General features: G+C 65.3%; 23 protein-coding genes. 12 read left to right on the plus strand and 11 right to left on the minus strand.

Going from position 1 to position 24,122, the window contains the following annotated elements; translation table 11 throughout:
• The first annotated feature begins 72 nt into the window (after positions 1-72).
• From serA to M2339_RS14385, 3 genes are all read left to right on the plus strand, one after another.
• The gene (serA, locus tag M2339_RS14375; RefSeq protein WP_264571656.1) at positions 73-1,656 is read left to right on the plus strand and encodes a phosphoglycerate dehydrogenase; all 1,584 of its coding nucleotides are present in this window, start codon (positions 73-75) and stop codon (positions 1,654-1,656) included.
• A gap of 92 nt (positions 1,657-1,748) precedes the next feature.
• On the plus strand, positions 1,749-2,885 hold the full coding sequence (locus M2339_RS14380) for an ATP phosphoribosyltransferase regulatory subunit (protein WP_264573987.1): 1,137 nt from the start codon (positions 1,749-1,751) through the stop codon (positions 2,883-2,885).
• 98 nt (positions 2,886-2,983) lie between these two features.
• A complete protein-coding gene (locus tag M2339_RS14385) occupies positions 2,984-4,474 on the plus strand; it encodes a DUF389 domain-containing protein (RefSeq protein ID WP_264588129.1) in 1,491 nt (496 codons plus the stop codon).
• A gap of 27 nt (positions 4,475-4,501) precedes the next feature.
• Here M2339_RS14385 and M2339_RS16210 read toward each other — a convergent pair whose 3' ends face one another.
• A complete protein-coding gene (locus M2339_RS16210; protein ID WP_319801024.1) occupies positions 4,502-5,617 on the minus strand; it encodes a DUF924 family protein in 1,116 nt (371 codons plus the stop codon).
• Between the two features lie 67 nt (positions 5,618-5,684).
• On the opposite strand from M2339_RS16210, the gene M2339_RS14400 reads away from it, so the two are divergent.
• Both M2339_RS14400 and M2339_RS14405 read left to right on the plus strand, forming a co-directional pair.
• Complete coding sequence (locus M2339_RS14400) at positions 5,685-5,930, plus strand: type II toxin-antitoxin system CcdA family antitoxin (RefSeq protein ID WP_181561102.1); 246 nt, start codon at positions 5,685-5,687, stop codon at positions 5,928-5,930.
• Entirely contained in the window at positions 5,930-6,226 is a 297-nt protein-coding gene (locus M2339_RS14405; protein ID WP_181561103.1) for a CcdB family protein, read from the plus strand. The genes M2339_RS14400 and M2339_RS14405 overlap by 1 nt, the downstream gene beginning before the upstream one ends.
• Positions 6,227-6,256: 30 nt before the next feature.
• Here the strand turns inward: M2339_RS14405 and tldD are convergent, their stop codons facing one another.
• Positions 6,257-7,699, minus strand: coding sequence for a metalloprotease TldD (tldD, locus tag M2339_RS14410; RefSeq protein ID WP_264588128.1), 1,443 nt, complete (start codon positions 7,697-7,699; stop codon positions 6,257-6,259).
• Between the two features lie 77 nt (positions 7,700-7,776).
• On the opposite strand from tldD, the gene M2339_RS14415 reads away from it, so the two are divergent.
• Both M2339_RS14415 and M2339_RS14420 read left to right on the plus strand, forming a co-directional pair.
• Entirely contained in the window at positions 7,777-8,778 is a 1,002-nt protein-coding gene (locus tag M2339_RS14415; protein WP_264577712.1) for a ligase-associated DNA damage response exonuclease, read from the plus strand.
• Entirely contained in the window at positions 8,778-10,409 is a 1,632-nt protein-coding gene (locus M2339_RS14420; protein WP_264588127.1) for a cisplatin damage response ATP-dependent DNA ligase, read from the plus strand. The genes M2339_RS14415 and M2339_RS14420 overlap by 1 nt, the downstream gene beginning before the upstream one ends.
• 15 nt (positions 10,410-10,424) lie before the next feature.
• On the opposite strand, the gene M2339_RS14425 is transcribed toward M2339_RS14420, so the two are convergent.
• Complete coding sequence (locus M2339_RS14425; RefSeq protein WP_264588126.1) at positions 10,425-11,054, minus strand: TlpA family protein disulfide reductase; 630 nt, start codon at positions 11,052-11,054, stop codon at positions 10,425-10,427.
• A 31-nt stretch (positions 11,055-11,085) separates the two neighbouring features.
• Here M2339_RS14425 and argH point away from each other — a divergent pair, with 31 nt between their 5' ends.
• The 3 genes from argH to pepN all read left to right on the plus strand — a co-directional run bounded on the left by argH (position 11,086) and on the right by pepN (position 15,518).
• Entirely contained in the window at positions 11,086-12,468 is a 1,383-nt protein-coding gene (gene argH / locus M2339_RS14430; protein WP_264588411.1) for an argininosuccinate lyase, read from the plus strand.
• Positions 12,465-12,752: a hypothetical protein gene (locus M2339_RS14435; protein WP_264583856.1), complete on the plus strand. Its 288-nt coding sequence runs from the start codon at positions 12,465-12,467 to the stop codon at positions 12,750-12,752. Before argH ends, M2339_RS14435 begins: the two co-directional genes overlap by 4 nt.
• A gap of 165 nt (positions 12,753-12,917) precedes the next feature.
• A complete protein-coding gene (pepN, locus tag M2339_RS14440) occupies positions 12,918-15,518 on the plus strand; it encodes an aminopeptidase N (protein WP_264588125.1) in 2,601 nt (866 codons plus the stop codon).
• Between the two features lie 24 nt (positions 15,519-15,542).
• Here pepN and M2339_RS14445 read toward each other — a convergent pair whose 3' ends face one another.
• The 4 genes from M2339_RS14445 to M2339_RS14460 form a co-directional block, all read right to left on the minus strand.
• Positions 15,543-16,196 carry an ABC-type transport auxiliary lipoprotein family protein gene (locus M2339_RS14445; protein WP_264573980.1) on the minus strand — a complete coding sequence of 218 codons (654 nt, stop codon included), beginning with the start codon at positions 16,194-16,196 and terminating at the stop codon, positions 15,543-15,545.
• Complete coding sequence (locus tag M2339_RS14450) at positions 16,193-17,155, minus strand: MlaD family protein (RefSeq protein ID WP_264571667.1); 963 nt, start codon at positions 17,153-17,155, stop codon at positions 16,193-16,195. Before M2339_RS14450 ends, M2339_RS14445 begins: the two co-directional genes overlap by 4 nt.
• A 74-nt stretch (positions 17,156-17,229) precedes the next feature.
• Positions 17,230-18,030, minus strand: coding sequence for an ABC transporter ATP-binding protein (locus tag M2339_RS14455; RefSeq protein WP_264573979.1), 801 nt, complete (start codon positions 18,028-18,030; stop codon positions 17,230-17,232).
• Complete coding sequence (locus M2339_RS14460) at positions 18,027-19,136, minus strand: ABC transporter permease (RefSeq protein ID WP_264588123.1); 1,110 nt, start codon at positions 19,134-19,136, stop codon at positions 18,027-18,029. Before M2339_RS14460 ends, M2339_RS14455 begins: the two co-directional genes overlap by 4 nt.
• Before the next feature lie 92 nt (positions 19,137-19,228).
• Between M2339_RS14460 and M2339_RS14465 the strand changes: the two genes are divergently transcribed.
• Positions 19,229-19,897: an HAD family hydrolase gene (locus M2339_RS14465; protein WP_264606444.1), complete on the plus strand. Its 669-nt coding sequence runs from the start codon at positions 19,229-19,231 to the stop codon at positions 19,895-19,897.
• Positions 19,898-19,925: 28 nt separating this feature from the next.
• Here the strand turns inward: M2339_RS14465 and pgeF are convergent, their stop codons facing one another.
• The 4 genes from pgeF to M2339_RS14485 form a co-directional block, all read right to left on the minus strand.
• Positions 19,926-20,690, minus strand: a complete 765-nt coding sequence (gene pgeF, locus M2339_RS14470; RefSeq protein ID WP_264588122.1) for a peptidoglycan editing factor PgeF — start codon at positions 20,688-20,690, stop codon at positions 19,926-19,928.
• On the minus strand, positions 20,687-21,706 hold the full coding sequence (locus tag M2339_RS14475) for a class I SAM-dependent methyltransferase (RefSeq protein WP_264588121.1): 1,020 nt from the start codon (positions 21,704-21,706) through the stop codon (positions 20,687-20,689). Before M2339_RS14475 ends, pgeF begins: the two co-directional genes overlap by 4 nt.
• Positions 21,696-22,559, minus strand: a complete 864-nt coding sequence (lgt, locus tag M2339_RS14480) for a prolipoprotein diacylglyceryl transferase (RefSeq protein WP_264583850.1) — start codon at positions 22,557-22,559, stop codon at positions 21,696-21,698. Before lgt ends, M2339_RS14475 begins: the two co-directional genes overlap by 11 nt.
• A gap of 125 nt (positions 22,560-22,684) precedes the next feature.
• Positions 22,685-23,185 (minus strand): sterol desaturase family protein, encoded by a 501-nt coding sequence (locus M2339_RS14485; RefSeq protein WP_264588120.1) that lies wholly within the window; start codon positions 23,183-23,185, stop codon positions 22,685-22,687.
• Positions 23,186-23,499: 314 nt separating this feature from the next.
• Between M2339_RS14485 and M2339_RS14490 the strand changes: the two genes are divergently transcribed.
• Positions 23,500-24,045, plus strand: a complete 546-nt coding sequence (locus M2339_RS14490; protein ID WP_264588409.1) for a peptidylprolyl isomerase — start codon at positions 23,500-23,502, stop codon at positions 24,043-24,045.
• Positions 24,046-24,122: the final 77 nt, after the last annotated feature.

A 24,122-nucleotide genomic window follows, 5' to 3' on the forward strand; every position in this document is an offset into this window, starting at 1 on the left:
TCAGCAGCACTGCCATCCCGCCCTGGGCCCCTGCTTTCGCAGGGGCACTGTCTCTCTTTGAAGGACAGTAAAATGACCAAGCCCAAAGTTCTCATTTCCGACAAGATGGACCCGCAGGCCGCGCAGATTTTCCGCGAGCGCGGGTGCGAGGTGGACGAGATCACCGGACTGAAGCCCGATGAACTCAAGGAAATCATCGGTAAATATGATGGTCTGGCAATCCGCTCGGCCACCAAGGTGACCAAGGAGATCATCGACGCCGCGACCAATCTCAAGGTGATTGGCCGCGCCGGCATCGGCGTCGACAATGTCGATATTCCCTACGCTTCGGCCAAGGGCATTGTGGTGATGAACACGCCCTTCGGCAACTCGATCACCACCGCCGAACACGCCATCGCCCTCATGTTCGCTCTCGCGCGCCAGCTGCCGGAGGCCGATGCCTCCACGCAGGCCGGCAAGTGGGAGAAGAACCGCTTCATGGGTGTCGAGGTCACGGGCAAGACGCTTGGCCTGATCGGTGCCGGCAATATCGGCTCCATCGTCGCCAGCCGCGCGCTGGGCCTCAAGATGAAGGTCGTCGCCTTCGATCCGTTCCTGACTCCTGAGCGCGCCATCGAAATGGGTGTGGAAAAGGCAGATCTGGACACGCTGCTGGCCAAGGCGGATTTCATCACGCTGCACACGCCGCTGACCGACCAGACCCGCAACATCCTCTCGGCTGAGAATCTGGCCAAGACCAAGAAGGGCGTCCGCATCATCAACTGTGCGCGCGGCGGCCTGATCGACGAAGCGGCGCTGAAGGCGGGGCTCGACAGCGGCCACATCGGCGGCGCGGCGCTGGACGTGTTCCAGACCGAGCCGGCGACGGACAGCCCGCTGTTCGGCACGCCCAACTTCATCTCGACCCCGCACCTCGGCGCGTCCACCAGCGAAGCGCAGGTGAACGTGGCGCTGCAGGTCGCCGAGCAGCTCAGCGACTATCTGCTGAGCGGCGGCGTCACCAACGCGCTCAACATGCCGAGCCTGTCGGCTGAGGAAGCGCCCAAGCTCAAGCCCTATATGGCGCTGGCCGAGAAGCTGGGCAGCCTGGTCGGCCAGCTTTCGCGCGACGTCATCCCCCGGATCTCGATCCACAGCGAGGGTGCGGCGGCCGAGCTCAATCAGAAGCCGATCGTCTCGGCCGTTCTCGCCGGTTTCCTGCGCACGCAGACGGACACGGTGAACATGGTCAACGCGCCCTTCCTCGCCCGCGAGCGCGGCATCGAGGTGCGCGAGATCAAGACCGAGCGCGAGGGCGACTACAGCACCCTGATCCGCGTCTCGGTGAAGACCTCGCAGGGCGAGCGGTCGGTGGCCGGCACGCTGTTCGGCAACGGCGCGCCGCGTCTGGTCGAGCTGTTCGGCATCAAGGTCGAGGCCGATCTCGATGGCACCATGCTCTACATCGCCAATGTCGATGCGCCGGGCTTCATCGGTGGCGTGGGTGGCATTCTTGGCGAGGCCAAGATCAACATCGGCACCTTCCACCTCGGCCGTCGCGAGGCCGGTGGCGAGGCGATCCTGCTGCTCTCGGTCGACGAGACCGTGCCGCAGACGCTGGTCGACAAGATCTGCGCCCTGCCGAACGTGCACCGGGTCTGCCCGCTCAAGTTCTAAATCACGGCCCGGCCCGGCGTGTCATCACGTCGGGCCGGTCACGCTTGTAATTTATCCTCGCTTGGCGAGCGGAATCGGCTAAATGCCGCGCCATGACTGAAGCCATCGCTCCCGGATTGCTGCCCGAAGGGCTTGCCGATCGTCTGCCGCCCAAGGCGGAGGCCTCCGCCCGCCTTGTGCGCGAAGTGCTCGATACCGTTGCATCGCATGGCTATCGGCGCGTGATGCCGGCCCTGGCCGAGTTTGAGGAAACGCTGGTCGCGCGCCTGCAGTCGGCCCGCGCCGAAGATCTGCTCCGCGCCGTCGATCCGCTCTCCCAGCGCAGCCTGGCGATCCGGCCGGACATGACCGCCCAGATCGGCCGTATCGCCGCCACCCGCATGGCTGCGACCCCGCGTCCGCTGCGCTTGTGCTATGGCGGGCCGGTGATGAAGCTGCGAGCCGACCAGCTGCGGCCCGAGCGCGAGCGGATGCAGGTCGGCGCCGAGATCATCGGCACAGACAGCGTCGCGGCGGCAGTCGAGATCGTCAATGTCGCCATCGAAGCGCTGCAGCGCGCGGGTGTCAGCGGCATCACCATTGACTTCACCTTGCCCGACCTCGTGACGATGCTTGCCGATGGCCCGATGCCGCTTCCCCAGGGCGACGTCGAGGCGGTCCGCGACAGTCTCGACGCGAAGGATGCAGGTTCGCTGGCGGCGCTGGGCGAAGCGGCGCGGCCCTATCTGGCGCTCATTGAAGCGACCGGGCCATTCCACCCCGCCATGGACCGGCTGCAGGCCTTCAACGCGGGGCCAGCCAAAGGCAGGCTGGATAACCTCATTGCGGCGCTGCGGGCGATTGCCAAGCCGATCGGCTGGGATATCACGCTGACGCTCGATCCCACCGAGCGCCACGGTTTTGAATATCAGAGCTGGTTCGGTTTTTCTGTCTTTGCCGAGGGCTTCATCGGCGAGATCGGCCGGGGCGGCAGCTATGCGGTGGCGGGCGCGGACGGCAAGGCTGAGCCGGCCATGGGCTTCTCGCTCTACCCTGATCCGCTCATCGATGCCGGGTTCGGCACCACGGCCGCGCAGCGGGCTTTTTTGCCCATTGGACATGATGGCGCCCGGGCTGCGGCGCTCAGGGCGGAAGGCTGGGTGACCATCGCCGCGCTGGACGAGGCCGACGACCCACTGGCGCTGGGTTGCGAAGCGATTCTGGACGGCACCGAGCTTCGGCGGTTGTAACATCCGGGCTCGCCCGCAGGGGCAGCGGACTGGAAACGCAGCAATTTTCCCTGCTAGGGCGTCGGTGGAATGACGGACGTAGCAGAGGAGCCAATCGCTTGACCAACAAGACCTACGCGGTTTCGCGCAACCCCCTCTGGGTCAGCTGGCGGGAACGCTCGATTGCGACGGTGGATCACGACGCGATCCTGCGGAGGATCGTCGAGGAATCCGGCTGGTCGCCGCGTTATGTCTTCATGACGGTCATATCCGCCGGCATCGCCATTCTCGGGCTGCTGCTGCCGTCCAGCGCGGTCCTCATCGGCGCCATGCTGCTGTCTCCGTTGATGATGCCGATCATAGGCCTGGGCTTTGCGCTTGCAACGCTGGATTTTGCCGAAATGCGCGCGTCCGGCTTCGCGCTGGCGGTCGGCGCGGTGATTGCGATCGCGTTCACCGCGCTGTTTGTCCTGGTTTCACCGGTGCAGACCGTGACGACGGAAATCGCGGCCCGCACCCGCCCCAACCTCTTCGATCTTCTCGTCGCTTTCTTCTCGGCACTCGCGGGTGGTTATGCACTTATTCGCGGGCGGGGCGAGACGGTCGTGGGCGTTGCCATCGCCATCGCCCTCATGCCGCCGTTGGCCGCCGTCGGCTTCGGCATCGCCACATGGAACTGGACCATTGCCGGCGGTGCTTTCCTGCTCTTCATGACCAACACGGTCACGATCACGCTCACGGCCGCATTCATGGCGCGGCTCTACGGCTTTGGCTCCCACCTCACGCCGGCGCATACCCGACTGCAAAGCATTGTGATGGTGGTCTGCATGACGGCGCTTTCGGTGCCGCTGGCGCTTACCTTGCGGCACATCGCCTGGGAAACGCTGGCCGCCCGCCAGGTGCGGGACGTGATCCAGCGCCAGTTCCCCCAGACGGCACGCATCAGCGATCTGGAAACCGACTTCAACCGCCAGCCCATGCGGGTCGTCGCCACCGTGCTTACGCCCACTTATGCGAAGGATGCCGAGCGGGACACCGCGACCAGCCTGCGCGATGCGCTGCAGCGGGAGTTGGATGTCACCATCGACCAGATCCAGGTGGGGGCGGGCAATAGCGAGGCGGCTCAGGTGGCCGCCGCCCAGTCTCGCGAGCGCACGCAGAGCCTTGAGCGCTTTGCGACGACGGCCGTGGACCGACTGGCCCTCGTCGCTGGCGTGTCCAGCGATGCGGTCCTGGTGGACCGGGGCCGGCGCCAGGCCACGGTCGCAGCCGAGCCGCTCACCGGCGCGTCGCTCGATCTCTACCGCCAGCTGGAACGGCGCGCATCCGCCGGCCTGGAGGGCTGGACGCTGGTGCTAACGCCGCCGCCCGCCCCGCTGCCGGTCATCGGCTTTTCGGGCGAGGCATTGACCCAGCAGGGCGCCGCCGATCTCGATCTGGCCGTGTGGGCGGCGCGGCGGGTGCCATTGGGCATCACCATTACGGGGCAGGCCGCACGCGCCGAGATGGTGCGCGAGATTCTGCGCGCCCAACAAATTCCGGACCAGCGCCTGCTCATCGCGCCCAATGGCGATTCAGATGTCCGCCTGAGTTGGCGCCTGCCGGACTGATGCCGATCCGCTGCGAGCGGCGGTGGGTTACCAGTCGCTGCCCTCCGCCACCGCCTCTTGCTCCTCGGGCCGGGTTTCCCGTCCGAGCGCCGAATTGCGATGCGGGAAGCGGCCGAAGCGGGCGATGATCTCGCGGTGGGCCTCGGCGAATTTCAGATTATGCTCGAAGCCCGGCGCGCTGAACAACGCCACGCACAAGTCCTGATCGGACAGGTCCTCGCTGTGCATGAACGGCATGTAGAAGAAGGCGCGGGCGCCCTCGACGAATGCTTTGTCGAAGCCACGCTGCAATGCCGTGCGGGCGATTTCGCGGGCGAGCGGATCGGTCGCGAAGGCGCGAGCCTCGCCCCGGAACATGTTGCGCGGAAACTGGTCGAACAGGATTAGCGCCGCCAGCGCCGTGTCGGCATCGGCCACGAACATATCGGCAGGCTTGTCGCGCTGCGCTTCCCAGAGCGAACGGAAGAGATGCGTCAGTCGCACATCCTCTTCCTCGCTCGAATCGAACCAGCCCTCCGGGCCGATCTCATTGAGCCAGTGATTGAGCACCGCCGGCACCCAGTCGGGATCGACATGCACCTGCGCCGGCTTGCGCTCGGGGAAATGGTCCTGCACGCGTACGGGCAGGCCATCGATGCTTTGCGTCCGGGTGGAAATGCGCGCCAGCCGTTCCGGCGTTTCGTTCTGCTCATGATAACGAGAGAGCGTGTCGCGATCCTTCTCGTGCCGCATGAAGGGCACGCCCCAGCCGCAACTCTCCTGCACGCTCTCCACCGCGATCATGAAAATCTGCCGGGTACCGGGCAGGATTGTGAAGGGCCGCGAGGCGAAATCCCATTCATCATCCTGAGGCAGCACCGCCTTGCCTCGCCCATAGAGTCGCAGGATCAGCGGGGGCTGGTCGAACGCACAGAACATGATGGTGATGCGCCCGTCCGCTGAAAGATGGGCCTGGGTCTCGTTGCCGGATCCCCCCACATCCAGATAGCCGACCAGATTGGGCCCCAGCACGCGGAAGCTGTCCATGCCCTTGGGACTGAGGTTGATCCGCGCGCCGTCCGCAGCGGTGGCGACAAAGAAGACCGGCTGTTTCTCGATGAAACTGCGTTGCTTGTCGGAAATGGCAGTGAAGAATTCAGACATGGGCCTCAGGTCTTGCTGGTCGGATGCGCACATTGACGCGCATGGTTCATGCGCATAGCTTGCGCATATGAAGCTTGATCCTATCGCGTCCGGCAAGCGCAAGCCAGTCAATCTCTCGCTCGATACTGGCGTGGTGGAGGCCGCGCGGGAGGCCGGGATCAATCTCTCCCAGACCTGCGAAGCGGCCCTGCGCGCGGCGGCGAAGGCAGAGCGCGAGCGGCGCTGGCAGGAGGAGAACAAGGAGTGGGTCGAAGCCCACAACGCGTGGGTTGAGAAGAACGGCCTTCCCCTTGCCCGTTACCGCATGTTTTAATGGCCCAATATGATGTCGTTCGGCTGAGGTCGGGGCAGTATGTCGTAGACTGTCAGGCTGAGGTGCTGTCGGGCATCAACACACGGTTTGTCGTTCCGCTGGCTTACCCAAACGACGCGCCGCCGCCCCGGCCGGGCCTCAATCCCCGCTTTCGTATGCAGGGCGAAGACTGGGTGCTTGTCACCCAGTTTGCAGGTGCAGTGTCCGTGTCGGAAATCCAAGAAATCGCCGGCTCCCTCGCGCAAGAAGAATACCGGATCAAGAACGCGCTCGACATGTTGCTCACCGGGGTGTGAGGGCGTCGTCTGGTCGTCCCGACCGGCGCCTCAGCCCCCGGTGCCGCCGACCGTCAGCCCTTCGAGCAGCAGTGTCGGCTGGCCCACGCCCGCGGGCACGCCTTGTCCCGCCTTGCCGCACATGCCGATCCCTTCATCGAGCGCGAGGTCGTTGCCGATGCCGACAATGCGGTGCAGCGCGGCGGGGCCATCGCCGATCAGCGTCGCGCCCTTGATGGGGTCACCGATCCTGCCATTTTCCACCTTGTACGCCTCGGTGCAGGAGAAAACGAACTTGCCCGAGACGATGTCCACCTGCCCACCGCCAAAGCTGCGCGCGAAGATGCCGGTCTTTACGCGGCTGAGCAGCTCGGCGGGATCGTCGTTGCCCGCGCGCGCATAAGTGTTGGTCATGCGTGGCATCGGCGCATGGGCATAGCTTTCGCGCCGGCCGTTGCCCGTGGGTGCCACGCCCATCAACCGCGCGTTGAGCCGGTCCTGCATGTAGCCGCGCAGAATGCCATCCTCGATCAGCACATTCTCCTGAGTCGGGGTGCCCTCATCATCGATGCTGAGCGACCCGCGTCGCGCGTCCATCGCGCCATTGTCGACCACCGTCACGCCCGGCGCCGCCACGCGCTCGCCGATCTTGCCCGAGAAGGCGCTGGTGCCCTTGCGGTTGAAATCGCCCTCCAGGCCATGACCGACGGCCTCATGCAGCATCACGCCCGGCCAGCCAGGACCAAGCAGCACGGTCATCTCGCCCACTGGCGCGGGCATTGAGCGGAGGTTGACCTGCGCCTGTTTAAGCGCCTCGTCGATCGCGCGCTGCCAGGTCGGCTCCTCGAACAGGGAATCGTAGAGATAGCGCCCGCCAATGCCAAAATAGCCGGTTTCGCGCCGCCCATTCTCTTCCATGATGATCGAGACGTTGAGGCGGACGAGGGGACGCACGTCGGTCGCCACGAAGCCGTCCGGCCGCACGATCTCAACGACCGACCAACTACCGGCCAGCACCGCAGAGACCTGCACCACGCGCGGATCGCGGGCCCGCGCCGCGGCGTCAATCTTGGCCATCAGGTCCACTTTCTGCGCGAAGGGGACGAGATCGAGCGGGTTGGCGTCGGTATAAAGATGCCGGTTGGTGCGCTGAGGCGGCGTTGTCATCGGCTCACGCGCCGGGTCGAGCAGCTGGAGCGTCTGCGCTGCCTTGCGGATCGCCCGCTCGCTGATGTCATTGGCGTGCGCGAAGCCGGTCATCTCGCCAGAGACGCCGCGCAGGCCAAATCCGGCATCGGTGGAATAATCCGCTGTCTTCAGCCGCCCATCATCGAACCCAAAACTCTCGGTCGCGACATATTGCAGGTAAAGCTCGCCATCCTCGCAGCCGGTAAGCGCCTCGGCGGTGAGCCGACGAGCGCTATCCGGGTCGAGAGACCCATCGCGATACAGGAAGGAACGCACGTCTGTGGTCTGGGGAGCAGCATCTGTCATGGCCTTGATATAGGTCCTTTGGGGCACATCGCAAAGCCGTGCTGGAACCGGGACGTGCCGGTCGCCATTTAGAGGCCATGGCCGACTTCTCCTGGATTCGCGCAGAGGCGCATGGGCTGCATGTCGTGCCGGCCAAGGCGTGGGTTGATCCGGCCGATCCGGTGGAGACAGCCCTCGTCACGCATGGCCATGCCGATCATGCCCGGGGCGGCCATGGCCGCTGCATCGCGACGCCAGAGACGCTGGCCATCATGGACCTGCGTTACGGTCCGCCCGGCGCCGCGCAACCGGTGGCCTATGGCGAGACGATCAGCCTGCCGGGGAGCGTGCAGGCCACATTCCTGCCGGCGGGGCATGTGCTCGGGTCCGCGCAGATCCTGTTTGAACATGCCGGCGAGCGGGTGATCGTTACTGGCGATTACAAGCGCCGGGCAGATCCGACATGTCCGCCCTTTGAGATTACGCCCTGCGATGTATTCATCACCGAAGCCACGTTCGGCCTGCCGGTCTTCCGTCACCCGCCCATCGGTGAGGAGATTGGCAAGCTGCTCAAGGCCCGCGAGGCCAATCCCGAACGCTGCATCCTTGTGGGGGCCTATGCGCTGGGCAAGGCGCAGCGGGTCATCGCCGAGCTGCGCCAAGCTGGTTATGTCGAGCCGATCTATCTGCACGGCGCGCTGGAGCGGATGTGCCGGTTGTATGAAGACCTCGGCGTCGATTTGGGCGAGCTGAGATTGATCGCCGGAATGCCCAAGGGTGCGCTGGCCGGGCAGATCATCCTGTGTCCGCCCTCGGCGCTCAACGATCGCTGGAGCCGTCGCCTGCCCGATCCGGTCACGGCCATGGCAAGCGGCTGGATGCGGGTGCGACAGCGTGCGCGGCAGCGCAATGTCGAGCTGCCCCTGGTGATCTCGGACCATGCCGACTGGGCGGAACTGACGACCACGATCGCGGAAGTGAATCCGGCGCAGACCTGGATCACCCATGGCCGGGAAGATGCGTTGCTGCGCTGGTGCGAGCTGCACCAACGCCGGGCCCGCGCGCTCGCCCTTGTCGGCTATGAGGATGAGGACGACTGATGGAGGCCTTCGCTGCCCTGTTGGATGCGCTCGTCTACACCCGCTCGCGCAACGGCAAGCTCGCCCTGATCGCTGCCTATCTGCGCGAGACGCCCGATCCTGACAGGGGCTGGGCGCTTGCTGCGTTGACGGACGGCCTCGATTTTCCGGCGGTGAAGGCCGGCGCGATCCGTGCCTTGCTGATGGACCGTGTGGACCCGGTTCTGTTCAAGCTCAGCCGCGATTTCGTCGGCGATACGGCGGAGACGGCAAGCCTGCTCTGGCCGGACAATCCCGCCGCGCTTGATCCGCCGAGCCTGAGCGAAACGGTGGCCGCGCTGTCCGCCATGACCCGCCAATCCGTGGCGCCCGCGCTGGCAAACCTCATGGATCGGCTCGATGTGAACGGCCGCTACGCGCTCATCAAGATGGCCACGGGGGCGATGCGCATCGGCATTTCGGCGCGGCTCGCCAAGGTCGCCTTCGCGCAGGCGTTCGATGTGCCGGTGGACGATGTCGAGGAATATTGGCACGGCCAGACGCCGCCCTATGGCGCGCTATTCGATTGGGCCGCCAAGGGTGGCCCTCCGCCGCGCGTCGACCATATCCCTACCTTCCGTCCCTTCATGCTGGCGCATCCGCTGGAGGATGATGTCATCGCGCGCGAAACGCTCGACATGGCCGACTATGCCGCAGAGTGGAAGTGGGATGGCATCCGCGTGCAGATCGTCCATGTGCCGGAGTCGGATGGCGCGGGGCCGGGCGGGGATGCGCGGCTCTTCTCCCGCACCGGCGATGACATCACCGGCAGCTTCCCCGATATTGCGGCGGCCTTTCGCGAGCCCGGCGTGCTGGATGGCGAACTGCTGGTGCGCGGCACGCATCAGGGCGGCGAAGAGGGCGGCGCGGCGAGCTTCAACGCCTTGCAGCAGCGGCTGGGGCGCAAGACTGTCTCTAAGGCGATGCTCACCGATTTTCCCGCCTTCGTCCGCCTCTACGATGTCTTGCTCTTCGACGGCGAGGATCATCGCGCGTTGAGCTGGGAGCAGCGCCGCGCCGTGCTGGAGGCGCTGATGCCCCGGCTCGACTCCGCCCGCTTCGACATTTCGCCGCTGATCGAGGCTGCGAGCCTTGCCGATCTTGCCGCCATCCGCGAGCGCGCACGCGATGATGCCATTGAGGGCGTGATGCTCAAGCGGCGGGATAGCCCTTATGTCGCCGGCCGCCGCACGGGCTTGTGGTACAAGTGGAAGCGCGATCCCCTGCTCGCCGATTGCGTGCTGATGTATGCCCAGCGCGGCAGCGGCAAGCGCTCCTCCTTCTACAGCGATTTCACTTTCGGCTGCTGGGATGGCGATCCCGATGCCGGCGCCGAGTTGCTGCCTGTCGGCAAGGCCTATTTCGGCTTTACCGACGAGGAGCTGAAGTGGCTCGATTCCCACGTCCGCCGGCACACCGTCAATCGTTTCGGCCCGGTGCGGGAGACGGATAAGAGTCTCGTTTTTGAGGTGGCGTTCGATTCGATCCACGAGAGCAAGCGCCACAAGTCCGGCCTCGCCATGCGCTTCCCGCGCATCAGCCGCATCCGCAATGACAAGCCCGCCCATGAGGCCGACCGGATCGAAAGCTTGCGGGCGATGATCTCCGGCTAGGGGAGTCGGGACGGCTTACCCGCCAATTTCGGCGATCAGTTTCTGCCCATCTTCCTCGTCCCACTCCAGGGCGCCGACGATGCGGGCGACTTCCTTGCCCGCGCCATCGTAGAGAATGGTCGTGGGCAACGTGCCGGTGCCGTAATGGAAGCCGAGCGCATTCTCCCGGTCCAGCCAGGTTTGCAGGTTGGAGAGCTTGCGCGCCGACCAGAAGGCGGGGACGCCATCCGGCTCCATGTCCTGAGAAACGGCGATCACTTTAACGCCCTTGCCCTCCGCAGCCTTGGCGGCGCGGTCGAGGGCAGGCAGTTCGGCCACGCAAGGCGCGCACCAGGTCGCCCACAGATTGACCAGCATCGGCTTGCCCTGCGCAATGGCCTTGAGCGTCGCCGGTTTGCCCTCGATGGTGGTGAAGGGCTTGTCCGGCATCGCCTCGCCCTTGTGGCTGCGGTCGATGACATGGGAGAAGGTCTTGCCCGCGCTCCCCGGTGCGGCTTCGTCCGGGCTCACTTCATCGGGGGAGAGGGCATTGCCCACCGCGGCGTCGTTGCCGGCGCCTTGCGCGCTTTGAGCGGATTGCCTATCGCAGCCGCTCGCGGCCAGTGAGAGGCCGATCAGCATAGCAAGGGCAGAAATAGAGCGCATGGCAGACTCCGCAAGCAAGGGCGCGAACAGCATGTGGGGCGGTCGCTTCGCGGCCGGGCCGGCCGCCGTCATGCGCGAGATAAATGCCTCGCTCCCGTTCGACAAGCGCTTGTGGCGGCAGGACATCGCCGGCTCCATCGCGCACGCCCGGATGCTCGGCGCGCAAGGCATCCTTGCGCAGGACGAGGCAGCGACGATCATTGGCGGGCTGGAGGCGATCCAGGCCGAGTATGAAGCCGGTGATCTGCCCGAGGATCTCGACCTCGAGGACATACACATGGCCACCGAGGCGCGGCTGGCCGAGAAGATCGGGCCGGTGGCGGGGCGGCTGCACACCGCACGTTCGCGCAACGATCAGGTGGCGACCGACTTCCGCCTCTTCGTGCGCGATGCCATCGATGAGGTCGATGCCAGCCTCAAGGCTCTGCAGCGCGCGCTGATCGGGCGCGCGAGCGAACATGCGCAGAGCGTCATGCCCGGTTTCACCCATTTGCAGAGCGCTCAGCCGGTGACGCTCGGCCATCACCTCATGGCCTATTATGAGATGATCGCGCGGGATCGCTCGCGCTTTGCCGATGCGCGCGCGCGGCTCAATCTCTCGCCACTCGGTGCGGCGGCGCTGGCAGGCACGGGCTTTCCGACCGATCGGCATATGACTGCGCGAGCGCTCGGCTTCGACGGGCCGACGCGCAACAGCCTCGACAGCGTTTCCGACCGGGATTTCGCGCTCGATTATCTTATGGCCGCCACCCAGTGCAGCCTGCACCTCTCGCGGCTGGCGGAAGAGTTCGTGATCTGGGCAAGCCAGCCTTTCGGCTTCATTTCGCTGCCCGACGCTTATTCCACCGGCAGCTCGATCATGCCGCAAAAGCGCAATCCCGATGCCGCCGAGCTGGTGCGCGGCCATGCCGGGCGGATCATGGGCTGCATGACGTCGCTGTGCGTCACCATGAAGGGCCTGCCGCTGGCTTACTCCAAGGACATGCAGGACGATAAGCCGCCTTTGTTCGAGGCGCATGATCTGCTCGGCCTCTCGATCACCGCGATGACCGGCATGGTGGAGACGACGACCTTCCGCACCGAGCGGATGCGGGCGCTGGCCGAAAGCGGCTTCGCAACCGCAACCGACCTTGCCGACTGGCTGGTGCGGGAAGGCAATGTGCCGTTTCGCGAGGCGCATCATATTACCGGGCGTGCGGTCAAGGCCGCGGAAGAGGCGGGCGTGCAGCTTGCTTCGCTGCCCATCGAGACGCTCAAGGCCATTGATGCGCGGATCGACGAGCGCGTCTTTGCAGTGCTGACGGTGGATGCCTCCGTCGCCAGCCGCAAGAGCTATGGGGGCACCGCACCCGATCAGGTGCGCGCGCGGATTGCCGAAGCGCAAGCTGTGCTGGATGGAGAGACCGGTCGATGAAGGCGATGAACCAAGGGATGATCGCGCGCGCCGCTCTGGCGCTGATCGTGGCGGCTGGTCTTGCGGGCTGCGGCTCGGTGAAGGATCTGCGCCCCAAGGAGGGCATGGGTCAGGTGCCCAAGGCCGCCGCCGCGCCTGAGCGGGAGACGCCCAAGCAGCTCATGACGCCATCCACTCAGGCAAAGCCGGATCGGCAGGCGGACCTGCTCGACCGCTCCATGGAGCGCGCGGAGGACCCGTTCGATTTGCCGCCCGGGCCGAACAACGGGCGGAGTGGGGACTAAATAGATTGCTGGTGCTCCGTTCGTGTCGAGCGAAGTCGAGACACCAAGGACAGCGCTAACGTGTCTCGACTTCGCTCGACACGAACGGGAACGTGGTGGTGGAGTTCTGGCCATCGGCGGCTTCCCCCGCTTGTGCCCCGCCTGATGCGGGCATAGGACTGAGGCATGGATATTCAGACCACCCAAGCCGCCGCCACGCCGCCTGTCATCCGCCGCGAGGATTACCGCCCGCCGCTCTGGCAGGTGCCGCAGATCAGCCTCGACTTCGATCTCGATTCCCGCGCCACCCGCGTTAAGGCCCGGCTTGAGCTCACCCGCGTCGGCAATCATGCGCAGCCGCTGCGACTGGATGGCGACGGACTGACGCCGCTGCGGGTCGCTGTCGACGGCCGCGCGCTCGCCCCCTCCGACTGGCGGCTCGAGGATGGCGCGCTGCTGATCCCGCTGACCGGCGAGAGCCACGTCGTCGAGACCGAGGTGGAGATCAATCCTGCGGCCAATACGCAGTTGATGGGACTCTACGCCTCTGGGGGCCTGCTCTGCACCCAGTGCGAGCCGGAGGGCTTCCGTCGCATCACCTTCTTCCCCGACCGGCCGGATGTGCTCTCGCGTTATGATGTGACGCTGCGCGCCGACAAGGCGACCTACCCCGTGCTGCTGGCCAATGGCGATCCTGTCGAGGCGGGCGATCTGGAGGGCGGGCGTCATTGGGCGCGCTGGACCGATCCGTTCCCCAAGCCCAGCTATCTGTTCGCGCTGGTCGCGGGCAATCTCGCCTGCAATGCGGACAGTTTCACGACCATGAGCGGCCGGCCGGTGAAGCTCGGCATCTGGGTGGCGGAAAGCGATCTGCCGCGCACGGACCATGCGATGAAGGCGCTCAAGGATTCAATGGCGTGGGACGAGCGCGTCTATGGCCGCGAATATGATCTCGACGTGTTCAACATCGTGGCGGTGGCGGATTTCAACTTCGGCGCGATGGAGAATAAGGGCCTCAACATCTTCAACACGCGCTACATTCTGGCAGACCCGGAGACGGCGACCGACCCGGATTACGACGCCATTGAGGCGGTGGTGGCGCATGAATATTTCCACAACTGGTCTGGCGACCGGGTGACCTGCCGGGACTGGTTCCAGCTTTCCCTCAAGGAGGGCTTCACCGTCTATCGCGATCAGGAATTTTCTGCCGACATGGGCTCGGCGGCGGTCAAGAGGATCGAGGACGTGCGGGTGCTGCGCGCGGCGCAGTTCCAGGAGGATGGCGGTCCGCTCGCCCATCCGGTGCGGCCCGAATCCTACATGGAGATCAGCAACTTCTATACGGCGACCGTTTATAACAAAGGCGCCGAGCTGATCCGCATGATGGCCCGGTTGCTGGGGCCGGAGCGGTTCCGCAAGGGCACTGACCTCTATTTCGACCGGCATGACGGGCAGGCGGCGACCTGCGAGGATTTCGTGCGCGCGATGGAAGATGGCGGGGGCATCGATCTCGCACAGTTCCGGCTCTGGTACAGCCAGGCCGGCACCCCGCGCGTGACGGTCGAGGCTACGCATGATGCGACGAGCGGCACGGTGACGCTCACCTTGCGGCAGACCGTGCCGCCGACGCCGGGGCAGGGCGAGAAGCAGCCCATGGCCATCCCGTTCCTGTTCGCTCTGTTCGACCGGGAAAGGGGCGCCCATGCCGGCGAGGAGTTGGAGGTGCTGACGCAGGCGGAGACGGTCATCACGCGCACCGGCTTCGCGCAGCCACCGGTGCTTTCGCTCAATCGCAGCTTCTCTGCGCCAATCGTCGTGGACGCCGAGCAGAGCGCCGAGGATCTGGCCTTTCTGGCCGCGCGCGATGACGATGCGTTCAGCCGCTATGAGGCCCTGCAGCAACTCATGATCAATGGCCTGCTCAGCCACATTGCGGGCGGACCGCTGGAGAGCGGCGTGATCATCGACTCGATCCGCCGGACGATCAGCGACGACACGCTGGACCGGGCGCTGATCGCCGAAGCGGTGAAGCTGCCAAGCGAGGCCTATCTTGGCGACCAGATGCAGGTCGTCGATCCCGACGCCATCCATGCGGCGCGCGAGGCGCTGCAGCACGAGATCGGCGCGCAACTGGAGCAGGACTGGCGCAGGCTCCATGCCGATTGCGCGCGTAACGGCTTCTCACTCTCGGCGGACGCGCGCGCGGCCCGCAAGCTGCGCGGAGTTGCCTTGAGCTATCTGGTCGCATCAGGCGCATCGGATGGCCCGGCGCTTGCCTTCGCCCAGTTCGAGCAGGCGGATAATATGACCGAGCGCCAGGCCGCGCTGGCTGTTCTCGCCAACGGCACGGCGGCAGAGCGGGACGCAGCACTGGCGGCGTTCCACGCGCGCTATGCGGGCAATGCGCTGGTCATCGACAAATGGTTCCAGACCCAGGCTTTGGCCTTCCATCCGGAGACGGTCGATAATGTCGCGGCGCTGAGCAGCCACCCCGATTTCACCTTGACCAATCCGAACCGCGCCCGCGCGCTTTACGGTGCGTTTGCCGCCAACCAATGGGCGTTCCATCGGGCGGACGGCAAGGGCTATGAGATGGTGGCAGGCGCCATCATCGCGCTCGACAAGCTCAATCCGCAGACCGCCGCGCGGCTCGTGCCGCCACTTGGTCGCTGGCGCCGGTTCGATGCGCAGCGGGGTGCCGCGATGCGTGCGGCGCTGGAGCGGATCATCGCCGAACCCGGCCTGTCGCGGGACGTGATGGAGCAGGCGACGAAGAGCCTCGCCTGAGCGGGATACGGCTGCGGCCGGACGTCAGGTCCGGCTGGAGACCCAGGTCGCCACGGCATTGGCGACATCGTTGGCGGCGGCGCTGATCGCCGGGGCGACGCCATCTGCGTCGATGCGGCTCACCGGCGCGGAGGCGGTGAACCGCTGGCGCGTCACCGTCAGGCCGTCCGGCGAGAGCATGGTCGCGTCGAACGTGACGACCGCTTCCCGGCGCGTCGCATCGATGCCGAATTCGACCAGATCGCCATTGAGGATGTAGCCGGTGCGGGCGAGATACTGGCCGGGGTCGAGCACCAGGATATTGCTGCGGGACCGGATCGTCTCGGACAGCAGCGACTGGAATTGCCGGGCCGGCGTGTCGACCCAGATCGCATCCTTCACATAGGCAAAGCTGGTGCTGTTCTCGCGCACCGCCACGCGCGGTGTCGCGAGGGCTTTGGGCACGTTCGGCACGTCGATGAACAGCGCGGATTCACTGGCACTAGACGCCGATACCCCGGCCGGCACCGTCGCCGTGCTGGCAATCGCGAGCAGCCGGTCGGGCGGCTCGGCACCGAACTTCACGCACCCGGCCGCCGAGATGAGCAGACCCGTGATCAGGGCCGCCCGCGCTGCCTTGCGCATCGCTACTCCGCTGGTCGCCGGGGCTGTCTGCACGTTCGCTCTGCTGTTCGTCATGGCTTGTAATCCGGCAATTTGGGCGAGCCGATCAAGGCGCCTGCACCCTGTTGTTCAACGGTATCCGTCACAGCCTGAAGCGAACGGGAGACCTGACGCAGATCGCGGACCAGCAAGCCGATTTGCGGCATGGTGTCGCGGGTGAAGGTCCGCATGCCAGGCTGTGCCTCCTTCAGGGTCGCATCCAGCGTTTCCAGCGTCGCGCCGGCATTGCGGATCGTCGTGCGCAGATCGCGGATGAGGGGGCGACCCTCTTCGTTCACCAGCGCATTGGTGTTGTTCGCGGCCTGGGCGAGCGATTCGGCAGCCTTGGAGGCATTTTCGAGCGTCAGCTTGGCTTGCGTGATGGTATCAGCCAGTTCCGGCCCACGCGCGGCGATGTCGCCGGTCAGCTTGTCGAGATTCTGCAGGATGCCGGCAATATGCTTCTGGTTGCGATCATCCAGCAGCTCGGTCAGTCGCTCGGTGAGCGTCGTCAGCCGCTCCAGCAGCATCGGGGCGCTGTTGAGCAGTTCGCCAAGCGCACCGGGTTTGGTCGGGATGACAGGCACGCCTTCCGGGCATACCGCCTGCGTATTGCGCTCCGGGCAGACAATCGGCGGAGCGCCGCGCACTGCCCCCTCAAGCTGAATTTCCGAGACGCCGGTAAAGCCCACGCCATTGATCGTCGCGGTCGTGCCTTGCAGGACGGGCGTCGTCCGGCTGACGACGATGCGCACGCGCACGAACTGGGGGTCTCGCTCCCAAAGCTCGATCGACTGGACCTGCCCCGAGGGCACGCCGGCATAAGTCACTGCAGAGCCGCGGGCGATGCCGCTCACCGACTGCTTGAAGAAGATGTCGTATTCCTTGCGATCGGATTCGCCGATGCGTGAGAACCAGAAGGCTGCCCCGACCGTCAAGGCCATCAGGAGCAGGACGACCGCGCCCACGAACACATTGTTGGATCGTGTTTCCATCTATTTCCTGCTTTCCCCCAACGGCTTTATGGCGCCGTGGTTCCACCCTGTCCATGTCTGCGGCCGATTGTGCATCACGCGCCTCTCATCTTGGCGCTCTGGCCATGGGCAACGCGCCCGCGCGGCCCGTTGAAATATTCCTGGATCCAGGGATGATCGAGCGCCAGCAACTCGTCGATCGTCCCGACCGCGATGACCTTTTGATCGGCGAGCACGGCAACGCGGTCGCAAATGGCGTGGAGCGTATCGAGATCATGCGTGATCAGGAACACGGTGAGGCCCAGCGTCTCCTGCAAGGCCCGCGTCTGCTCGTCGAAAGCCGCAGCACCTATTGGGTCGAGCCCAGCGGTCGGCTCATCGAGGAACAGCAAGGCCGGATCCAGCGCAAGCGCGCGGGCAAGGCCGGCGCGCTTGCGCATTCCGCCGGAGAGCTCGGAGGGGAATTTCGGCCCCGCATTATCCGGAAGGCCGGTCATCAGAATCTTGTAGGCGGCGATTTCCTCGCGCAGCTGAACCGGCAGATCGGGATAATACTCCCGCAACGGCACCTGCACATTCTCGGAGACGGTCAGCGTGGAGAACAGCGCGCCGTTCTGGAACAGGATGCCCCAGCGCTTGCGGATTGCCAGCAATTCCGGGTCCGCAGGGTCGCGGTCCAGCATCTGTTCGCCGAACACCTCGATGGAGCCGTCATAAGGGCTTTGCAGTCCGATGATCGAGCGCATCAGCACCGACTTGCCGGTGCCTGATCCACCCACGACGCCGAGAATCTCGCCGCGCCGCACGTCGAGGTCCAGCCCGTCATGCACGGTCTGGTCGCCGAAGCGATTGACCAGTCCGCGGATGGAGATGACCGGATCGTCGCTAGCGCTCATTTCCACCCCAGCCAGGTGAAGAACACCGCGAAGATGGCATCGAGCACGATGACGATGAAGATCGCTTGCACCACAGCGGCGGTGGTGCGCAGGCCGACTTCCTCGGCATTGCCGCGCACCTGCAGGCCCTGGAAGCAGCCGGCAATCGCGATGATCAGGCCAAAGACCGGGGCCTTGATGAGGCCGATATAAAGGTCGGTCAGCGGCACGACTTCGCGCAGCCGCTGGAAGAAGGTGACGGGCGGAATGTCGAGCGAGACCGCGCACAGGAAGGCACCGCCGATCACCGCCATGACCGAGGCATAGAAGCCGAGCAGCGGCATCATGATGACCGCGGCCATGATGCGCGGCATCACCAGCGCTTCCATGGGCGAGACGCCGATGGTGCGCATCGCGTCCACTTCTTCATTGAGTTGCATTGTGCCGATCTGCGCGGCAAAGGCCGATCCTGAGCGGCCGGCGACCATGATGGCCGTCATCAGCACGCCCAGTTCGCGGAAGGTCAGGCGCCCAACGAGATTGACGGTCAGCACTTCCATGCCGAACTGCTCGAGCTGCACCGACCCCTGCTGCGCGATCACGATGCCGACGAGGAAGCTCATCAGCCCGATGATGAAGAGCGCCGAGATTCCGACGACCTCGATACGCTGGACGACCGCGATCAGACGGATGCGAGACGGATGCCGCAGCAGCATGAACGATGTGATGACGACGGCGCCCAGAAAGCCGAGCAGGCCGATCATCGTGTTGAAGGTCATCCGGGTTGCAACACCCACTTCCTCAAGAATGCGCACGATCGGATGGGGCGGCACATTGCGCGTTTCCAGCGGTTGATCGTTGCGCGAGACGACGTCGATCAGCCGCATTGCGTCGTCACTGGCGCCGGTGATTTTCGCCTGCGTGCGTTTGGCGAGGCTGTGGACGATCCACGCGCCGATTGTGTCGATCTGGGTGACCTGCGTGAGGTCGATCCGGGCGACATCGCCCTCTATCGCCTCGGTGCGATTGGGCAGATCGCCAAGCTGGGCGAGCGCAAGGCTGCCGGTGAAGGCAACCGTCCGGCCTGTTGCATCGTTGCTCTCGATGAGGTCGGCAGATTGCGTCATCTGAGCCACAGTGGGCCAGTTTGCGTTGCACGGCAAGCCGAATTGGACCATCTGGCGGGCCGCAGCCCGAGAGTACAGGGAGACATTGAGCGGTGCAGAGGATCGCGATCTACGACATGGACCGCACGATCACGGTGCGCGGCACCTATGCGGCGTTTCTCACGCACATGGCTCTCTCGCTGGCGCCGTGGCGGCTGATTTTCATGCCTTTGGCGGGCTTCGTCATGCTCGGCTACGTGCTGCGGCTGGTCGATCGTGGCCGGGCGAAGGAACTCAATCAGGCGCTGCTGATCGGGCGACGGGTCAATCGCGAGAGGATCCGCCCGGCCGTGGAGGCCTATGCCGACAAGGTGATTGCGCGCAACATCCGCGCTGGCGCGCTGGCCCAGATCGCGCAGGATCGCGCCTCCGGCTGCCGGCTGGTGATCGCTTCGGCATCCTTCCGGCTTTATGTGGAACCGATTGCGAAGAGGCTGGGCTTTGATGATGTGATTGCTACCGATCATTTCAGCCAGGGTGTCGATTACATCCGGGCACGCATTGCAGGTGAGAACTGCTATGACGTCGCAAAGTTGCGGATGATCGAGGCGTGGATGTCCCGCGAAGGGATTGCCCGGGCCTATGCGCACGTCCGCGCCTATAGCGATCATGTCACTGATGCGCCGCTGTTGGGCTTTGCGGACGAGGGCTATGCGGCCAATCCCCATCGCGCCTTGGCGTCACTGGCGGCGGAAGAGGGCTGGCCGGTTCTTCACTGGTGAAGTTGCGCGGCGCGACACAAGGCCGCGCTTAAGCCGGCAATCCGATCAGCGAAATCTGCCGCCCATAGCCAGGTTCTCCGGCATGGCAGGCGCGACGGTAGGAGAAGAAGCGCGCGGGCTGGCTGTACGTGTCCTCATCCAGCAAGGTGACCGTGCCGATGCCCGCCTGCGCCAGTCGCGCGCCGACATAACCGGCAATGTCGAACTGCAGATGGCCCGGGCGGCCCTCGGCGAAAAAGCGCTCGTCATCGGGATCGCGTTCCAGGAACGGGCGCTCGAAACCGGCACTCACCTCATAGCTCGCCTTGCCAATGCAGGGGCCAATGGCGCAGGCGATGGTGGCGCGCGTTGCGCCCAGAGACGTCATGGCGTCTATGGTCGCCTCCGCCACGCCGTGGAGCGCGCCTTTCCATCCCGCATGGGCCGCCCCCACGACGCCATGGGTGGGATCGGCAAAGAGGATCGGCACGCAATCGGCAGTGAGAACCCCCAGCAGCAGCCCGGGGCGGGCTGTCACCAGCGCATCGGCTTCCGGTCGGGCGTCGAGCGGAAAGGCGTTGTCCGCAATGACGACGCGGGCGGAATGGACCTGATGAAGCGTTACCAGCTTCGATTGCGACAGCACGGCGTCACGGGCCAGATCGCGATTTGTCAGGACGGCATCGCGTTCGTCATCCGAACCCAAGCCGACATTCAGTCCGGCGTGAACGCCGGTTGAGACGCCGCCCGTCCGCCCGAGAAAGCCATGGGGGACATCGCCCAGCGCGCCGGCGCGCAGCACTTCGATGCTCATGCGAACCCCGCCGATGCCGGCCAGTCCGGGTGACGCAAGGCGAGGGCCTTGAACAGCGTGCCCATCTGATCGGGCTCGACCAGCCGGTCGCGCGCGGCGCGGATATCCTCGGCACGCGCAGGATTTGCGCGGGTAAGCGTGGCTGCGCGCGCATCGATGCCCAGCGCCGTGAGCAGGGCGCCCTGCCCGATGCATGGTTGCGGCCGCAGCCCCTGCGCCCGGCCGACGGCGGCGATCATGCCGAAGTCGACATGGGCGGTCAGGTCGCGGGCGCCCGGCGCATCGAGCGGATCGGCAAAGCGGTGCTGGCTCATCGCTTGCAGCGTATCGCCCGATGCCGGTCCCTCATAGCCATAATCGATGGTCAGCAGCGCGCCGGCCTGTCGGCAGAGCCGCTGTGCGAGATCGGCGACGATGGCTTCGGCCGCAAAATTGCGCTCGACCATGGACCCTAACGGCGCGTCGCTGAGCGGGAGAGGAATGTGCTGGCCGCAATCCTCACGACCAAGGATGAAAGCGGCGGGCTCGCGCTGCACGAAGCGCTCGCGCCAGCCCGCGCCGGTGCGCTGGAACTGGCGGATCGGCAGCGCATCGAAAAACTCGTTGGCGATGATAATGAGCGGGCGATCATCGGGCAGTCTCGCCACGCTGTCATGCCAGATCGCCCCCGGCACCGCGGCCTGCTGGCGTGCGCGCAGCGTGGGGCTGGTCTCGACGAGATGGACCGGCGGCGAGAGCCTGGCCTGGCCCATTGCTCGCAGGGCGTCGGCCGCGAGCGTCCCGCGACCCGGTCCCAGCTCGACATAGGCGAAGGAAGGGCCGACGCCGGCGCGCAAGGCAAGATCGGCCACCCAAAGTCCGATCAGCTCGCCGAACATCTGGCTGATCTCCGGCGCGGTGATGAAGTCCCCGCGCGCCCCCAAGGGATCGCGCCCGGCATAATAAGCGGCATTGGCTGCCGCCATAAAGTCGTGGAGCGAAAGAGTGTCGCGGCCCTGCCAGATGTCAGGCGACACTGTCTCGCCCGGCAATCGGCTCGACGCGGGTCCGGCGGCCCTTCGCGGTCACCACCAGATAAAGGCCCAGCACCAGCATCGGCAGGGTCAGCCACTGGCCCATATGTAGGCCGGTGCGTTCCGCGAACTCCATCAACTGGGAATCCGCCTCGCGGTAGAACTCGACGAAGAAGCGGGCAGCGCCGTAGCAGAGCGCAGCGATGCCAAACAGCTTGCCGGGCTCGTAGCGGGCCTTGGTCTTCCAGAAGAAGAAGGCGAGGATCGCGAACATCAGCGGCCCTTCCAGCAGCGCTTCATAAAGCTGGCTGGGATGCCGGGGCATGTCGCCCCCGCCGGGGAAAACGATGCCCCATGGCACGGTGGTGACCTTGCCCCACAATTCGCCATTCACGAAGTTGGCCAGTCGGCCGAAGAACAGCCCGAACGGCACGACACAGGCGATATAGTCCGCCACCCGCAGGAAGGAGAGCTTCTCGCGCCGGGCCATCCACCAGATCGCGGCGATGACGCCTATGGTGCCGCCATGCAGCGACATGCCGCCTTCCCACAGCTTGAAGATGTCGATGGGGTTCTGGAGGATCGACGGCTGATAGAAGAGAATATAGCCGAGCCGTCCGCCCACGATGATGCCGAGCGTGGCATTGAAGATGAAATCGTCGGCATGGCGGCGGGCCATGGGTGCGCCGGGCTGGCGGAGTAGCACGGTCAGATACCAGTAGCCGATCAGAATGCCGGCGAGATAGGCCAGACTATACCATTTGATCGCGAAGAAGCCGAGATCGAGGGCGACCGGATCGAGCCCGAGATTCTGGAAATAGATGGGCTGAGCAGCGGCCAGGACAGCAAGCGTCAAGTGTTTTCCCCGTCAGTTTTGCGCTGCATAGTGCAAGACGTCAGCAACACCAAGGCCGGAGAATGACAGGCCGCGCTGCAAGCCATATCCTCGGCAGGGAAAGCAGCCCTGGCGGCGAGAGCCTTCTACCGGCCCCGGGCATCGCGGATGCGGCCTGTATCCATGCCAGCGAGTTGTCGCTTGAGGTCTTCCGGCGCCGGCGCGATCAGGAAGCCGAAGCTCACATTGCCCTCGCGCGTCTCCACCACATGATGCAGGCGATGCGCCTGCACGATGCGCTTCATGTAGGGCGAGCGAGCGACATAACGATGCTTCACCCGCTGGTGAACGATGATGTCGTGGAAGCCGAGGTAGATGGCGCCATAAGCGGCGATCCCGGCGCCGACGGCGGTCGCCCAGTTGCCCCAGCCCCATTGCACGCCGCCGAGCAACATCAGGATCGAGGGCAGGGCGAAGATCACGAAATAGAAATCGTTGAGCTCCCAATTGCCGTTTCGCGGCCGATGGTGGCTGGCATGCAGAAACCAGCCGGGCCCGTGCATCACCCAGCGGTGCATCACATAGGCGAAGCCCTCCATCAGCGCGACGGTGAGGATGAAGAGAGCGACGAGGCTGAGGAACGACATGGTGCTCCCGCCTATAGGCTTGCGGAGGCAGGCTGTGAAGCAAAAGGGCTGCCTTGTCTTGCGGGGAGCGGGCGGGTTAGCATGGCGTCATGATGATCCTCTCACGCCTTCGCCGGCTGACGATGCCCGTCGCCCTGGCCACCCTCTCGGCAACGGCGCTTGCCCCGGCCCACGCCCAGCGATCCGAAGCCGAGATTCAGGCGAAGATCGATGCCGAGCTGGAAGCGATCAACCGTGCCGAGGCCGCCGCGCGGGCGGCCGAAGCGGCCGCGGTCCAACGCAAGGCTGAGGAGGAGGCTGCCAAGGCGCGGGAGGTGGTCGAGACGCAGGTCTACCAGACCGTGCCCGTCGTCCTGACGACTAGCGCCGGCACCGTCACCCTCGCGATCGAGACGGAGCGGGCGCCGGTGACTGCGGCCAATTTCCTCGCCTATGTCGATGGGAAGCGGCTCGATGGCACGCTCTTCTATCGCGCCTTCAAATGGGAGGATGGCACGCCCGGTGGATTCATCCAGGGCGGGACGCAGAATGATCCAAAGCGCATCCTGAAGCCCGTGCCGCATGAGCCGACCAGCAAAACCGGGCTGAGCCATATCGAAGGCGTCATTTCCATGGCGCAAGGTGCGCCGGGGACGGCGACCGGTGATTTCTTCATCATCGTCGGCGACATGCGCGGCTTCGACGCGACGCAGGATCAGCCGGGTTTTGCCGCTTTCGGGCGGGTGATCGACGGCATGGATGTCATCCGCAGCATCTGGAACGCGCCGCGCAGCGCCACAAAGGGTGAAGGTGTGATGAAAGGGCAGATGCTTGAGCCTGCCATTCGCATCATCACGGCCCGGCGGGCCAAGGCCGAATGATCCGGTTCCAGATCGGTTTTGTAAGAGCGCGGCCGTTGCATCGCTGCCCCAAATAAAAAGGGGCCGCGACGGATGTC

The organism is Sphingobium sp. B2D3C, assembly GCF_025961835.1.
Classification (GTDB): domain Bacteria; phylum Pseudomonadota; class Alphaproteobacteria; order Sphingomonadales; family Sphingomonadaceae; genus Sphingobium.